Below are 12,964 nucleotides of genomic sequence, written 5' to 3' on the forward strand. Positions count from 1 at the left end.
TGGGGCAGGGACGGCGGCGGGCGGCGGCTGGGGGAGACCGAGTCCCGGCAGCGGTCCGTCGGTCGAGAGAGGCGTCCGCGCCGCGCCGCAGGCCCTCCGCGTGCTCGTCCGGGCTCATGGCGGCCGCGGAGATCTGGATGATCGGCAGATGAGCCGTCCGCGGAGAACCCTTGACCCGTTCGCTGACCTCGAAGCCGCTCATGTCGGGGAGGAGGACGTCGATGATCGCGAGGGTCCGGAAGCCCGTCGGCCGAAGCGGAGGTCCAGGTGGGCGAGGCCCGGTTGGCCCGTCCCGACGGCGGTGACGGTGTGTCCCGCGCGTTGCAGCCGGCTGCGAGGAGGTAGCGGTTCGCCTCGTTGTCGTCGATGACGAGTACGGTCGCGGGCAGCAGGTCCGCGGATCTACCGGTCACGGTTCGTTCCCCCCCGCATCTGGTTCCTTCGTGTACAGGTGACCGAGATCCGGCAGGCGTGTCCGTACCCGGGCGCCGACTCCGACCTGGCTGGCGAGGATGAGGGCCCCGCCGAGGAGTTCGGTGAGGGTACGGGCGTAGGGCAGGCCCGGTCCGGTACCGGTCCGCTTGCTCTGCAGCGGGCCGCGGACCTGGTAGAACGCTTCGAAGACCCGGTCGATCTCCGCGGAAGGGATGCCGGCACCCGTGTCGGTGACGGTGAACAGAACCGCGGGGGCGGCGGATTCGGGGTCCGCGGTGACGGTCAGGCTCACCTCGCCGCGCTCCGTGAACTTCAGGGCGTTGGAGACGACGTTGCGCAGGATCCGGACCGGGAGGGTCTCGTCGGTCACCAGGGCCGGCTGGTGTTCCAGCCCGGGCGTGGCCAGCGTGACGCCCTCCTGGCCGTGGCTGCTGAGGAGGAGCCGGCTCAGGTGCGTGACGACCAGGCGCAGATCGACGGTCTCCGGACGCATGTCCGGATGACCGGCCTCGGCCTTCGCGACGTCGAGGAGATCGTTTCACGAGTGACAGGAGCGACCGGCCGGACGTTGGTGTCAGCTGCTCCATCGCAGGTCAGGATCCGCTGCCGACCTGCGGGAAGTCCGACCAGGGGAAGTCGGTGGCGGGGATCGGACCGGAGGTTGCGCGGGTCCCATGCGAGCGAGCTCGCCACGCCCCCGACGGTGAACCACCTACCCGTGCCGATTTGTACTCCCGTGAGCACCTTGTTCACCTCTCTCCCACGACAGAGGCGGCTCCTGGCACGCCGTCGGGGCCCGGCCAGCATGCTGGCCGGGCCCCGACGATCGGCATCGTGGGTAAGTCAGGTCACCATCGGTACCAGCGTCCGCGTCCACCGCTGGCGTTGGTGGAACGCGCGACGAAGCCGAGAAGCCACAGCACCAGAACCACGATGGCGACCCACCATAGGATCTTGACGGCGAAGCCGGCCCCGAAAAGGAGCAGTGCGAGAAGAAGAACAAGCAGCAGGGGAACCATAGTTATTTACCTCCTGCGCCTCCGATTGCCCTCCACTGTTGAACTCATTCCTCGAAAGTGCCTTGTTTGTGAAGGCGAGCGAGGGGCACGCGGGATCCTGCCACGACGGCGGCGAAAGAAATACGAGGAGGCATGATTCTTGACTGCTGGTGAGAAGGCCAAGGCGAAGACCGAGCAGGTCGAGGGCAAGGCCAAGGAGACCCTCGGAGACGCCGTCGGCAACGAGCGTCTGACTGCCGAGGGCCAGGTGGAGAAGAGCATCGGGGATGCCCGCGAGGCTGAGGAAAAGGCCAAGAGCGCATTCAAGCGCTGACGGCTCACACCGAGCTGTGAGTTGAAGTGGGCTGTTCCGGGCCGGGCCCGGAACAGCCCACTTCAACTGTTCTGGAGATACTCGGTCGGTCGTCCGCAGCACCGGCTGACCGGCGTTGTCCGGTGCCCTGGCATTTGAACGTCTTCTTACTCCGCGTCAGTCGGTGAGCAAGACGTCGCGGACCGCTGTGATGCGCAGTTCCTCCAGGGCGCTCACCTGCCGCTCGGCACGGGCGATCAGCCCGTCGAGTTCCTGTTCGTCGAGGCGGCTGTCGGCTTCGGCCAGGGCGCGTAGGGTGCGCCAGCCGAGTTCCTTGCCTTTCACTCCCAGTCGGAGGAACTCGAGTTCGATCACGAGCGTCAGCGGTGACCGCCCGAAGAACCGTCCGTTGCTCTTCAGGCGTCCCAGTCGCTCTGCCGCGCCGGACATGGCGGCCTTGTAGCGGCGCTCGGGTACGTTCAGGCTCCGCATGATGCGCAGTAGGCTCGTACGGTCCTCACCAATCTCGCCCGCGAGGATCCGCAGGGGTTCCGCGAACGGTGGGTCGCGATGCGATCGGGCGGCGAACCGGGAGCGGCCGGCTCCGACGGTGGCACCTGCCAGATGGTCGTTGAGATAGATCCCGAGCAGGTCCGTGCGGACCTCACGGGTCTGCGGGCGGGTGCCCGGCATCGGTGTCGTCATGGCTCGGCCCTCGCTTCCCTCGCTTGTGTGCGGCGCCCCGACACGAGTACCCGCACCCCGATGGCAGCATCCTTGAGGGAGCGGCCGTCCGGCCGCTGGAGAGGGGCGAGGTCCGGTCGTCCTGAGAGATCCTTTGTTACGGCAGCTGCCCAGGGGTACTCGTGTGGCGCCACCGGCCGCGTCCGGCACCTGTGGCGTTCCTGCACCCCTCTGGAGCAGACCCGTGAAGGCCCTCGTCATCAACTGCGCGCTCAAGAAGTCTCCCGAGCCCGCCAACACTGAGGCGCTGGCCTCGCAGGTCGCTGACCGCTTGCCCGAGCTCGGTGTGCAGACGGAGTTCGTGCGTGCCGTGGGATCTGGCCATCGCGCCGGGGGTGGCCACCGACGCGGGCGACGGCGACCAGCGGCCGCAGGTCCACGACCGCCTGCTGGACTCGGAGATCCTGGTCATCGCCTCGCCGACCTGGCCGGGGCGGCCGTCGTCCGTGGCGCTGCGGGTGCTGGAGCGGATGAACGCGATGATGTCCGAAACGGACGACGAGGGCCGCCCCGCCGCCTACAACCGGGTCGCGGGCGTGGTCGTCACCGGCGACGAGGACGGCGCCCACCACGTCATGAGCAAGATCGCCGGAGCGCTCGGGGACAGCGGCCACACGATCCCCGGCCAGGCGTGGACCTACTGGCATCTCGGCCCGGGCCCCGGTCCCGACTGCCTGGACGACGAACGCGGCCGCGAGGGGGCGCACAGCACCGGGCGCACGGTGGCCGACAACCTCCGTGGAGTCGTCTGGGCGCTCGCCGGACGGCCGCTGAAGCCGGCCGTTTGAAAGGAGTCCCGCGATGACGGCCGAACCCTTCGCCTGCGCTTGCCGCATCCGGTGCTGGACACCGCCAGGGGTCTATCGCCCGCAGACCGACACCGGGCTGCTCGGCCGGGCCCTGCGCCGGGAGCGGATCTCCAGCTGTACCGAGGTACTGGACCTGGGCACCGGCAGCGGCGCGCTCGCTGTTCAAGCCGCCTGCCTCGGCGCTCGGGTCACCGCGGTGGACATCTCCTGGCGGGCCCTGGCCGCCACCTGGTTGAACGCCCTGCTGAACGGTCGCATGGTCTGTGTCCGCCATGGCGATCTCGGTTGCGCCGTGGCCGGCCGCCGCTTCGACCTCGTGGTCACCAACCCGCCGTATGTGCCCGCACCGCCCGCGGACAGCCCGCCCCGCGGGCCTGCCCGCGCCTGGGACGGGGGCGCGGACGGCCGGCTGCTGATCGACCGCATCTGTGCGACGGCCCCGGAGGTGCTGCGACCGGACGGACGGCTGCTGATGGTGCACTCGCACCTCAGCGGCGTCCAGGAGTCGCTGACCCGGCTGCGGGAGGCCGGGATGCGCGCGGAGATTGTCGACCGGACCCGGCTGCCCTTCGGCCGCGTACTGCGCTCCCGGCTCGGTTGGCTGCGCGAACGCGGCCTGGTCGCCGACCGCGGCGACCAGGCGACGGAGGAGCTGGTGGTGATCCGTGCCGAACACACCTGACCGCCCACGCCGTATCCGCGTCCAGCGCGACGGCCCGCTCCTGATCGAGGGGCCCGTCGAAGTCGTGGGCGAGGACGGCGAGGTGAGCGTGAGCCGACGCTTCGTGGTGGCTGTCTGTACGTGCCACCGCACCCGCACCCCGCCCTGGTGCGATACCAGCCACCGCCGCCGCACGAAACGGGGCGAGACTCCATGACCGGAGCCCCCCTGCCCAGCCCCCGCGGACCGCTCTCGGCCGGGCTCCTGGCCGTCCTGCGCGGCACGGACACCAGCCTGCCGTCGCTCCCCGACGATGACCCTTACGGCGAAGATTTTCAGCTTGCCCTCTACATCCTCTACGAACTGCACTACCTCGGCTTCGACGGCGTACCCGACGACCGTGAATGGGACCCCCGGCTCCTTGCCCTGCGCGCCGAGCTGGAGAGCTGCTTCCTGCGCCGGCTGCGCGCGGACGCGTCCGTCGACCCGGCCGACGACGCGGCGCGGGCCCTGGACAGGCTGCAGCTCGAGCCGGTCGGCGAGGTCGACGGCAGCCTCTCCCACTTCCTCCGCGATCACGGCACCCCCGACCACTTCCGTGAGTACGCGGCGCTGCGCTCGCTCTACCACCTCAAAGAGGCAGACCCGCACGCCTGGGTGATCCCCCGGCTCCGCGGGCGGGCCAAGGCCGCCATGGTCGCCATCGAGTTCGACGAGTTCGGCGCCGGGCGGGCGGACGAGATCCACGCGCAGCTGTTCGCCGACCTCATGACAGACCTGGACCTGCACGCCTCCTACGGCCACTATCTCGACGCCGCCCCGGCCGAAGCCCTCGCCACCGTCAACCTGATGTCCCTGTTCGGCCTGCACCGGGCACTGCGCGGCGCGCTCGTCGGGCACTTCGCCGCCGTCGAGATCACCTCCTCGCCCGCATCACGCCGCCTGGCCCAGGCCCTGGTCCGCATGGGCGCGGGTGCTGCGGCCATCCGCTTCTACACCGAGCATGTCGAGGCGGACGCGGTGCACGAGCAGGTCGTACGGCACGAGGTTGTCGCCGGGCTGCTCGCAGACGAACCGCACCTGGAAGCCGATGTGGTCTTCGGGATGTGCGCCACCGGCTGGTTGGAGGACCGGCTCGCCGCCCGGCTGTTGAACGCCTGGCAGAACGGCCGGACGGCACTGCGGCCGCCCAACCATGTCGGAGTTCAGACGAAGACCTGTGAGTGAGACGGCACGGGTGCCTGTCACACGCAGGGGCCCGCGCCGACCGTTGCAGACCCCTTGCCGCTGCGCGCCGGCAGCGCGCAGCGAGGTGGCGGTGATCGTGGAGTGAGAGGGCTCGGGGCCTGTCATGCAGGTCTGTCACGCCCCGCAGTATCTGGTCGGGTGCGATCAGCTTCGGCCTGGTCACTTCTCTGAACCAGCGCGTCTTCGGGTCTCGCGGGGTCACGTCGTGGCGGGGGACGCCGAGCTCGGCGAGGAGACCGCGTACACGCCGGTCGATCTTGTCCCGCATCGGCCGTACGGCATCGATGACCTGGCCGGCCGGTCTTCGAGCTGCCGGTCGAGGTACCGCTTGCTGGGGAAGACGTGGCAGGTGTCCCTGCAGCCCATGGTGATGACCACGTCGGATGCTTGGACCGCCTCGGTGGTGAGGGCCTTGGGGGACTCAGCCGAGATGCCGAACCCGGTCTTCTCCGTGGCCTCCACGAAGGCCCAGTTCACGTCGCCGGTGGGAGCCGATCCGGCCGACCGGACTTCGCCCCCATCGCGAGCCAACGGCGGACGGGGAGGACGGCGAGGCGTAGCGACCGCCCGCCGCGCGGTGACGCCCTGCGAGCGGCGCTCGGCGGCGGGGCTGATCCACCCGGCCCTGGCCAGCTGGCGTCCTTCTGTGCTCAGGGGTATCCGAGCAAGCCCTCGCACCGCACCCCCGTGTATGCAATCCGCTGTCCGACGTCCTCAGGCCTGGAGTGCTTCAGCGCGGTAGAGGGCCCGCTTGAGCAGACCCTCCAGCGCGTCCTGCTCGTCCTGCGTCAGGCCGGCGAACAGGGGTTCCTCCGTCAGAACCGTCAGCAGCCGCTCCCGCAGCCCGGCACCCTCCGGCGTCAGGACAAGCTGCTTGGCCCGGCGGTCGGTGGGGTGGGGACGGCGCTCTATCAGCCGCAGGCTCTCCAGCTTGTCGATCACGACGGTGGCATTGGACGGTTCGCAGCTCATCCGCCCGGCCAGTTCGCGCATGGTCATCGGACCGGTCATCTCGCGCAGGGCCGAGGCCTGCGCGACGGTCAGACCGAGCCCGGCGACCCATTCGCGCATGCGCGCATTGCTCTGCATGTCCAGGTCGTGGACCAGCTTGCCCAGCTCCCACTGCGCTTCCGCCTGCTCCTGCGTCATCGCCATGGCTCCAGGCTAGCAAACTACTTCAACCCATGATAGATATGATTTGAAGTATTCAAGTCATACGCATTGGAGGAACCTCATGAACCTCGACCTCACGGGCAGGACCGCCGTCGTCACCGGCGCCGGCCGGGGCATCGGACTGGCCACCGTCCGCACTCTGATCGACGAAGGCGTCCGCGTCGCGGGCGCCGCCCGCACGATCACGCCCGAGCTGAAGGAAACCGGCGCCCACGCCGTGTCGGCGGACCTGAGCACCGCGGAAGGCGTCACCGCCCTCATCGACGGCGCGCTGGCCGAACTGGGCGGCATCGACCTGCTGGTGAACAACGTGGGCGGCGGGGACGAGGCCGTCATGGGCTTCCTCGACGCGGGCGACACCCAGTGGACCCGCATGTTCGACATCAACGTGCTCGCCACCGTCCGCGCCACGCGTGCGGCCCTGCCCAGCCTGATCGAGCGTCGCGGGGCGATTGTCGACATCTCCTCCACAGTCGCCCGGATGCCGGTGGGCATCCCGGCCAGTTACAGCGCCGTCAAGGCGGCGGTCACCGCGCTCGGCAAGTCACTGGCCGAGGAGTTCGGCCCCCGGGGCGTGCGCGTGAACACCGTCTCCCCCGGCCTGGTCCGCACCACCGCCTACGAGGACCCCAACGGCCCGGTCGCCCAGCTGGCCGCAGCGGCAGGTGTCGGCCTCGCCGACTTCGTCCAGCAGATCGCGAGGTCCCAGAACATCACCACCGGGCGCATGAGCGAAGCCGAGGAGGTCGCGGCCCTGGTCGCGTTCCTGCTGTCCGACGTGGCCGGCAACATCACCGGCGCCGACTACGTCATCGACGGCGGCACCGTCAAGACGGTCTGAACCAGCGGTCAAGCCCGCCGCGAAGGCGCGCTCAATCCAGCACTTCAACCCACGAACAAGGAGGTCAGACCCATGGCTCACGTCGTCGTCGCGTCCGCCGAGCGCACCATCGACGCTCCCGCGGACGAGATCTACCGGTACCTGGCAGACATGCACCTTCACTCTCGGTTCCTGCCGCCCCCGTTCTACGACTTCCACATCGAGGGGGGTGGCGTGGGCACGGGCAGCGTCGTCCGATTCAAGATCGACTTCGCTGGGGGTGTCCGGGAGCTCCGGATGCAGGTCACCGAGCCGGAGCCGGGCCGAACCCTGGTGCAGACCGACACAGGCGGCTCCGGCCTCGTCACGACGTTCACCGTGACCCCGCAGGGCGAGCAGGCGCTGGTGAACATCACCTCCAGGTTTCATGGCGAGAGCGGCGTCGCCGGCTTCGTCGAGCGGATCATCGCGCCCCGCAGGCTGCACCGCGTCCACGGCAAGGAACTCGCCCGCCTCGACGCCTACGCCCGCGAGCAGCGCGTCGGCTAGCCGCGGCACGTCAGCTGTAACGGGGCCCGGGGCCGCACGGCCTGCGGGACGGTCTGCACCAGTTCTCAGTGATCGAGGAACAGGAGTTCAACCATGAAGATGCTCACCTTCAAGGCCACGACCCACGAGGCGAAGCCTGCCCGTATCGGCACGCCGATCAGCGCGGCGGCCATGGAGTCCGTGATCGACGAGCCGGGTCCGGCCGAGGTCAGGACGATCGGCGCGGACTGGGAGGCCCCGATCACGGGGCTGCTCAACATCAAGCACCCGAAGGCCGTTGCGGCGGGGATCACCGACCACAAGGAGCCCATCAAGATCTACGCCCACGTCGTGCGGCACCCCACGCACGGCTTCTTCCTGGTCGACACCGGTGTTTCACGGCGGCTGGTGGAGGACCCCGTGGGTGTGGGGGTCGGCATGATGCTGAGGAAGTACGGGGGCATCGAGAAGATGCACGCTCAGCAGAGCACCGCGGAGATCATCGAAGCGGAGGGAGTTCCCCTGAACGGGGTGTTCATGACCCATCTCCACCTCGATCACGTCTCCGGACTCCCGGACGTTCCCAAGGACGTCCCCATCTACACGGGCGCCAACGAGGCGGAGGCCTCGCTCTTCCTGAACCTGTTCGCCCAGGGGACGAACAACCACCTCCTGGCCGGGCGGCCGCCGCTTCAGGAACTCCAGTTCACGAAGGACCCGGGCGGAAGGCTCGAGGGCGTCAACGACTTGTTCGGCGACGGCTCGTTCTTCGCGATCCTCACCCCCGGGCACACCACCGGACACGTCTCCTACCTCGCCCGCACCGCGGCGGGCCCGGTGCTCATGACCGGTGACGTCAGCCATACGCGCTGGGGTTGGGACAACGGCGTCGAGCCCGGAACCTACCTGCAGGAACGCGAACCCAGCATCAAGAGCCTGCTCGGCCTGAAGGCGCTCAGCGAACGCCACCCGAACATGATCGTGAAACTGGGGCATCAGGAGTAGGCGGTGCGATTCGGGCGGCCGACAGCAGCCGAGGCCGACCGCTTTCCCGGCACGGGAGACGATCAGCCGTCCGAGGAGGGCATGAGGCCGGGCGGCAGCGGATGTGTGGTGTCTCCGATGCAGGATTACGTGGGCAGCGTGCGGACGACGCCGGTGCGGTCGGCGAGCTGCCGGCCCAGCATACGGTTCTCTGTCATTGACTGGTGCAGGGCGTCGACCAGCGCCTCGACGGCGGTCTTCAGCTGGGCGATCTCTTCTGCGTCGGCGGCCCGCAGCTCTTTGAGCCTGCGTACCTGCCGGCGCAGCCGCTTCTCGCTGTCCGGCGTCTGGCCGCGGGCGCGGACCTGGTCGTAGGAGGCTGACAGCGACGGTCGCACCAGACGTGGCCGGCCGTGAGCACCTGCGACGTGACCTCGTCACTCAGTGAGGCGGGGCTGTGAACGGCCTCGCCTGCCCCTCCCTGCCGCTCGTCCGGACGAGCGGCGCGGTACCCACGGCTGGCCTGGTGGCTGCCGGAGACTCCGTCGGCCGTTGCGGATGGCGCCTGCCTGAACAATGACCTCGTTGAAGCCGGCCAGGTGGCCCCGGCCACGGCCTCTTCCCCAACACGTCAGGGGCGCTTCGGGGTCAAATCCTCGCAGCTCCAGAGGCCTCCGCAGCAGAATACGGGCTGGGCCCTGATGGCCCTCTCAGCACCGCCACGGGCGACGCGGTGGCGAGGGCGGGTCGTTCGCCGGCGTTCAACTCCGGCATGTACTTGTCGAACAGGTCGGCGGCACCGTGCAGTTCAGGGCCGGGCGGCCGCGAGTGCCGTGAGGAGGCCGTCGGCCAGGGGCTGCGGCCGGAGCGCGTCGCCCGCCGCGGTGGCGCGCAGGACGGCCCTGAGCTGTGCTTCGGGGAACGTGTCGGCGTAGCCCCGGGCGTCGTCGGCCGCGTATGCCGCCGCGAGCGCCGGGCCGAGGGCCTGCGCGTGGGCCTCGGCACAGGCGCGGGCGTTCGCCTCGGTGGCGAGACGGGCGTACCCGTGGCCGTACGTGTCGGCCTCGGCGGCCGGGTACCCGTTGGCCAGCGCGTGGTCGCGGGCGCCCGTGAGGGCCTCCGCGTAGGCGGCGGAACGGTCGTATGCGGCGTCGTGCAGCCGCAGCAGGAGCGGGCCGAGGGCGGACCGCCAGGCGGTCCGGCCGGCCGGTGTGCCCCGGGCCGCCGCGCGGTGCAGTACCGTCGGCGCGGCCGTGTCCGCCGTACCCGCGAGCAGCGGCAGCACGGTGTCCGCCTGCCAGACGTGCACGGCCCGCAGCCCGGCCTCAGGCCGCACCGTGCCGAGCAGGCCGTGCAGACGGGTCGCCCAGGCGTCCGCGGCGGGCGGCGGCAGTGTGCCGTGCAGGGCGGTGGCGAGCTGCCACAGCCAGGCGGGCGCGGCTGCCGTGGGTGGCTCGGCGCCTGCCGCGGGCGGCGCGGCGGCCCCCGTCCGCAGCGCGGCGAGGAAGGCCGCCGGGGCGGCCGTGGTCGTGCCCATGTGCGGTCTCCCTGCGGCGGCCGGTCAGGCGGTCAGGGACGTGCCGTCGATCGCCACCCGGCGGCCCTCCCTGGTGTGCGGGAAGTAGTCCCACACCGCGTGGTGCTGCACACTGCGGTTGTCCCAGAACACCAGCGTGCGCTCCTGCCAGCGGACCCGGCAGTGCAGCAGCGGGGTACGCGCGATGTGCCCGTACAGCATCCCCAGCAGGGCGTCGCTCTCGGGGCGCGAGAGCTGGGTGATGTGCGAGGTGTAGGGGGCGTTGACGAACAGCAGCCTGCGGCCGTTCTCCGGATGGCGGACGACGACCGGCTGTTCGGTGCGCGGCACGTCGTACTCGGGCGGCGGCGTCAGCCCGGCGTCCGTCCAGGGCTTGGCGCCGTCGTGCAGGGCGGTCAGACCGTCCAGGAAGCCGCGCAGGGCGGGGGAGAGCAGGTCGTAGGCGAGGTGCATGTTGGCGAACAGGGTGTCGCCGCCGCTGCCGCCCTCCGGGATCGTGGTGATGTACAGCATCGAGCCGAGGGAGGGCTCGGCGTCGGCGGTGCCGTCGGAGTGCCAGCCGTTGCCGGCGACGGCCTTGGAGTCCTTGTCCGCCTTGATCTCCAGGATGTGCGGGTCCGACCCCTCGGCGGCGAGGGCGACGGGGTGCAGCTCGCCGAAGACGGCCGCGAACCGCTTGTGTTCCTCCGGGGTCAGGTCCTGGTCACGGAAGACCAGCACGTGGTGGGCGTGGAACGCGTGCCTGAGCTCCTTCTCCTGCTGCGGCGTCAGCTCCCTGGAGAGGTCGAGGCCGGTGATCTCGGCGCCCAGCACCGGGGTGATCGGGGCGAGTGCGAAGGTGTCGTACGGCTCCACCGGGCGGGTGGTGAGCCGTTCGACGGCGCGCAGTGCGTAGTCCTCCATGAGGGACCTCCTTGGGGTCGGGGTTGCGGGGTCACAGGGCGCGGTCGAGGAGTTCGGCGACCACCAGGCGGCCGAAGGCGAGGTTGCCGTGGATCGTGTCGTCGGGCTCGCAGAAGACGGACCGCTGCCGTCCGGAGCCGTCGGTGACCCGGTCGCCCAGGTCGACGATCTCCACACCGCGCGCGACGAGTTCGGCGCCGACGACGTCCTGGGCGGCGAAGAAGACGGACGGGTCGGACATGCCCGGGACGCGCTGCGGCGGCATGACGGCCAGCACCCGCAGTCCGAGGGCCGCCGTCCGCTCGTAGAAGGCGAGCGCGCCGCGCACACTCGCCCGGACCAGGTCGGCGAACAGGCCGCTGCGCAGGAGCCGTTCGGGCACGGCGCCGTGCCGGTCGCGGTGGAGGTCCCAGTTCTGCCGGGTGGCCACCGTGTGCGCGCTCAGCCCGAACGTGCACACGAGCGGCACCCCGAGCCCCGCGAACCCGGTCACACCGAGCTCCGCCAGGAACCCCTGGACCAGCCGCCGCGCCGCCGCGTCCCGGAGGACCAGGCCACCGTCGCCCTCGTCGTCGAGGAACGGCCCGAGGAAGTCCCGCCCGGAGCCGACCGGGCCGCCCACGAAAGGCAGCCCCGCCTGCCGTGCGGCCTTCCCGACACAGCCGGCGTGGGAGTCACCGAGCAGGAGGAACCGGGCGGGACCGGGGGGCGTAGTAGTCGAGTACGGCATCGTCACACCAGTGGTCCTCTCCGCCGGCGCCGCCGACGAGTCCGGCGCGGTCGGCACGGCGGTTGCGGCCGTCGCGGCCGTCGACGGGGGTGGTCTGTGCGGGTACGGGCGGCGCCGGGTCCGCCTCCGGCCGCAGGGCCCGGAAGAAGTGCCGCATCACGAACGCCACCCCGTCGGGCGTGACCGTGCGCAGGTTCGGCCCGTAGGACGCCGCCCGGTACGGGAAACCCGTGACGATCTCGTACGACGGGAAGTAGTCGACGTCGTCCGACGCGTCGGCGAGCTGACCGGCCGCCGCGCGCAGCACCGACTTGGAGTGGGTGGTGGCGACCAGGGCGTGACGGCCGGTGGCGGTCGCCGTCAGCGGGACCGGGGAGACCGTGAGGACCGTGCGCAGCCGGGAGTTGACCCCGCGCGCCATCGCGAGCACGTCCCTGAGGTCCCGGAGCACCCTGTCCACCGTGTGGTGGTGCAGGACGTGCCTGCCGGGGTCGTAACGGCCGCGCACGGTACCCGGGCACACCGGCAGGACGGTGCCGGTACGGACGTCGTGCCAGGCCTCGGTCAGGCCGAGGGTGAACACCAGTACGTCGGCTCGGGTGAGGGCGGTGCGGATCGCGTCCAGCGTGACCGCGCGGGCGCGCAGCACGTCGTCCGCCGAGCGGTGGCCGTCCGGTTCCACGGCCGGCCGGTAGGGGTCGTGGAAGACCCCGTCCTCCTCCCACACCTCCGTCGGCGGCTTCTCCTCCGCCAGCGCCCAGGCGACCCACTGGCGCAGCGCGGCGGCCGTGTACACGTTGCCGGTGCGGAAGGAGAAGCGGCGGTAGCCGCGCGCCGCCTGTTCGGCGGCCGTCAGCCCCGGCGGCGGGAGTTCGGCGTCGTACCAGTGCATGCCCTCCGCCAGCAGGGCCCGGCCGATGTGCGCGGCGAAGCAGGAACCTGCGGTGACGACGGCGTCGTCCTGGCCGATCGCGAACTTCGGCGTCCACAGGCCGTCGATGTCCGCGGGCTCGCGCTCGGCGACCGCGGTGCGCCAGAACGACCGCGCGGGCAGGCGGGTGTACGGATGCTGCACGGCTGG

At 70.9% G+C, this 12,964-nt stretch carries 17 protein-coding genes and 2 pseudogenes; 8 read left to right on the forward strand and 11 right to left on the reverse strand.

The window, feature by feature from the left end:
* From ACIQVL_RS30680 to ACIQVL_RS30690, 3 genes are all read right to left on the reverse strand, one after another.
* The coding region (locus ACIQVL_RS30680; protein WP_403476933.1) for a hypothetical protein at window positions 1-202 on the reverse strand (202 nt) is incomplete at its 3' end.
* Between the two features lie 207 nt (window positions 203-409).
* Window positions 410-928: an ATP-binding protein gene (locus tag ACIQVL_RS30685; protein ID WP_403476934.1), complete on the reverse strand. Its 519-nt coding sequence runs from the start codon at window positions 926-928 to the stop codon at window positions 410-412.
* A gap of 355 nt (window positions 929-1,283) precedes the next feature.
* Window positions 1,284-1,454, reverse strand: a complete 171-nt coding sequence (locus tag ACIQVL_RS30690) for a hydrophobic protein (protein ID WP_403476935.1) — start codon at window positions 1,452-1,454, stop codon at window positions 1,284-1,286.
* 139 nt (window positions 1,455-1,593) lie between these two features.
* On the opposite strand from ACIQVL_RS30690, the gene ACIQVL_RS30695 reads away from it, so the two are divergent.
* Complete coding sequence (locus ACIQVL_RS30695; protein WP_403476936.1) at window positions 1,594-1,767, forward strand: CsbD family protein; 174 nt, start codon at window positions 1,594-1,596, stop codon at window positions 1,765-1,767.
* A 156-nt stretch (window positions 1,768-1,923) separates the two neighbouring features.
* On the opposite strand, the gene ACIQVL_RS30700 is transcribed toward ACIQVL_RS30695, so the two are convergent.
* Window positions 1,924-2,451 (reverse strand): hypothetical protein, encoded by a 528-nt coding sequence (locus ACIQVL_RS30700; protein ID WP_403438926.1) that lies wholly within the window; start codon window positions 2,449-2,451, stop codon window positions 1,924-1,926.
* A 223-nt stretch (window positions 2,452-2,674) separates the two neighbouring features.
* Between ACIQVL_RS30700 and ACIQVL_RS30705 the strand changes: the two are divergent.
* The 4 genes and pseudogenes from ACIQVL_RS30705 (at window position 2,675) to ACIQVL_RS30720 (ending at window position 5,187) form a co-directional block, all read left to right on the forward strand.
* A pseudogene (locus ACIQVL_RS30705) lies at window positions 2,675-3,278 on the forward strand (flavodoxin family protein).
* 13 nt (window positions 3,279-3,291) lie between these two features.
* Window positions 3,292-3,981, forward strand: a complete 690-nt coding sequence (locus ACIQVL_RS30710; RefSeq protein ID WP_403438924.1) for a HemK2/MTQ2 family protein methyltransferase — start codon at window positions 3,292-3,294, stop codon at window positions 3,979-3,981.
* Between the two features lie 88 nt (window positions 3,982-4,069).
* On the forward strand, window positions 4,070-4,177 hold the full coding sequence (locus tag ACIQVL_RS30715) for a CDGSH iron-sulfur domain-containing protein (protein WP_403477060.1): 108 nt from the start codon (window positions 4,070-4,072) through the stop codon (window positions 4,175-4,177).
* Window positions 4,174-5,187, forward strand: a complete 1,014-nt coding sequence (locus tag ACIQVL_RS30720; RefSeq protein ID WP_403476937.1) for an iron-containing redox enzyme family protein — start codon at window positions 4,174-4,176, stop codon at window positions 5,185-5,187. The genes ACIQVL_RS30715 and ACIQVL_RS30720 overlap by 4 nt, the downstream gene beginning before the upstream one ends.
* Before the next feature lie 235 nt (window positions 5,188-5,422).
* Here the strand turns inward: ACIQVL_RS30720 and ACIQVL_RS30725 are convergent.
* Window positions 5,423-5,739: pseudogene (locus ACIQVL_RS30725) on the reverse strand (phosphotyrosine protein phosphatase); the annotation flags it as partial.
* 183 nt (window positions 5,740-5,922) lie between these two features.
* Complete coding sequence (locus ACIQVL_RS30730; RefSeq protein WP_403438934.1) at window positions 5,923-6,357, reverse strand: MarR family winged helix-turn-helix transcriptional regulator; 435 nt, start codon at window positions 6,355-6,357, stop codon at window positions 5,923-5,925.
* 85 nt (window positions 6,358-6,442) lie between these two features.
* Between ACIQVL_RS30730 and ACIQVL_RS30735 the strand changes: the two genes are divergently transcribed.
* From ACIQVL_RS30735 to ACIQVL_RS30745, 3 genes are all read left to right on the forward strand, one after another.
* Entirely contained in the window at window positions 6,443-7,222 is a 780-nt protein-coding gene (locus ACIQVL_RS30735; protein WP_403476938.1) for an oxidoreductase, read from the forward strand.
* Window positions 7,223-7,294: 72 nt separating this feature from the next.
* Window positions 7,295-7,750 carry an SRPBCC family protein gene (locus tag ACIQVL_RS30740; RefSeq protein WP_403476939.1) on the forward strand — a complete coding sequence of 152 codons (456 nt, stop codon included), beginning with the start codon at window positions 7,295-7,297 and terminating at the stop codon, window positions 7,748-7,750.
* Window positions 7,751-7,843: 93 nt separating this feature from the next.
* Window positions 7,844-8,734 carry an MBL fold metallo-hydrolase gene (locus tag ACIQVL_RS30745; RefSeq protein ID WP_403476940.1) on the forward strand — a complete coding sequence of 297 codons (891 nt, stop codon included), beginning with the start codon at window positions 7,844-7,846 and terminating at the stop codon, window positions 8,732-8,734.
* Window positions 8,735-8,859: 125 nt separating this feature from the next.
* On the opposite strand, the gene ACIQVL_RS30750 is transcribed toward ACIQVL_RS30745, so the two are convergent.
* The 5 genes from ACIQVL_RS30750 to ACIQVL_RS30770 form a co-directional block, all read right to left on the reverse strand.
* Complete coding sequence (locus ACIQVL_RS30750) at window positions 8,860-9,111, reverse strand: hypothetical protein (protein ID WP_403438912.1); 252 nt, start codon at window positions 9,109-9,111, stop codon at window positions 8,860-8,862.
* A gap of 410 nt (window positions 9,112-9,521) precedes the next feature.
* A complete protein-coding gene (locus ACIQVL_RS30755; protein ID WP_403476941.1) occupies window positions 9,522-10,250 on the reverse strand; it encodes a hypothetical protein in 729 nt (242 codons plus the stop codon).
* Between the two features lie 24 nt (window positions 10,251-10,274).
* Window positions 10,275-11,153, reverse strand: a complete 879-nt coding sequence (locus tag ACIQVL_RS30760) for a TauD/TfdA dioxygenase family protein (RefSeq protein ID WP_403476942.1) — start codon at window positions 11,151-11,153, stop codon at window positions 10,275-10,277.
* Between the two features lie 31 nt (window positions 11,154-11,184).
* Window positions 11,185-11,889 (reverse strand): hypothetical protein, encoded by a 705-nt coding sequence (locus tag ACIQVL_RS30765; protein WP_403476943.1) that lies wholly within the window; start codon window positions 11,887-11,889, stop codon window positions 11,185-11,187.
* The gene (locus ACIQVL_RS30770) at window positions 11,828-12,958 is read right to left on the reverse strand and encodes a GSCFA domain-containing protein (RefSeq protein WP_403476944.1); all 1,131 of its coding nucleotides are present in this window, start codon (window positions 12,956-12,958) and stop codon (window positions 11,828-11,830) included. The genes ACIQVL_RS30765 and ACIQVL_RS30770 overlap by 62 nt, the downstream gene beginning before the upstream one ends.
* Between the last annotated feature and the right edge of the window lie 6 nt (window positions 12,959-12,964).

Origin of the sequence: Streptomyces sp. NPDC090499 (genome assembly GCF_044769305.1) — a bacterium.
Taxonomy (GTDB): Bacteria; Actinomycetota; Actinomycetes; order Streptomycetales; family Streptomycetaceae; genus Streptomyces.

Excerpts from the sequence above, each read along its gene's own strand:
- ACIQVL_RS30685 (WP_403476934.1), bottom strand. The coding sequence starts at position 928 with ATGCGTCCGGAGACCGTCGATCTGCGCCTGGTCGTCACGCACCTGAGC.
- ACIQVL_RS30690 (WP_403476935.1), bottom strand. The coding sequence starts at position 1,454 with ATGGTTCCCCTGCTGCTTGTTCTTCTTCTCGCACTGCTCCTTTTCGGG.
- ACIQVL_RS30700 (WP_403438926.1), bottom strand. The coding sequence starts at position 2,451 with ATGACGACACCGATGCCGGGCACCCGCCCGCAGACCCGTGAGGTCCGC.
- ACIQVL_RS30710 (WP_403438924.1), top strand. The coding sequence starts at position 3,292 with ATGACGGCCGAACCCTTCGCCTGCGCTTGCCGCATCCGGTGCTGGACA.
- ACIQVL_RS30720 (WP_403476937.1), top strand. The coding sequence starts at position 4,174 with ATGACCGGAGCCCCCCTGCCCAGCCCCCGCGGACCGCTCTCGGCCGGG.
- ACIQVL_RS30730 (WP_403438934.1), bottom strand. The coding sequence starts at position 6,357 with ATGACGCAGGAGCAGGCGGAAGCGCAGTGGGAGCTGGGCAAGCTGGTC.
- ACIQVL_RS30735 (WP_403476938.1), top strand. The coding sequence starts at position 6,443 with ATGAACCTCGACCTCACGGGCAGGACCGCCGTCGTCACCGGCGCCGGC.
- ACIQVL_RS30740 (WP_403476939.1), top strand. The coding sequence starts at position 7,295 with ATGGCTCACGTCGTCGTCGCGTCCGCCGAGCGCACCATCGACGCTCCC.
- ACIQVL_RS30745 (WP_403476940.1), top strand. The coding sequence starts at position 7,844 with ATGAAGATGCTCACCTTCAAGGCCACGACCCACGAGGCGAAGCCTGCC.
- ACIQVL_RS30755 (WP_403476941.1), bottom strand. The coding sequence starts at position 10,250 with ATGGGCACGACCACGGCCGCCCCGGCGGCCTTCCTCGCCGCGCTGCGG.
- ACIQVL_RS30760 (WP_403476942.1), bottom strand. The coding sequence starts at position 11,153 with ATGGAGGACTACGCACTGCGCGCCGTCGAACGGCTCACCACCCGCCCG.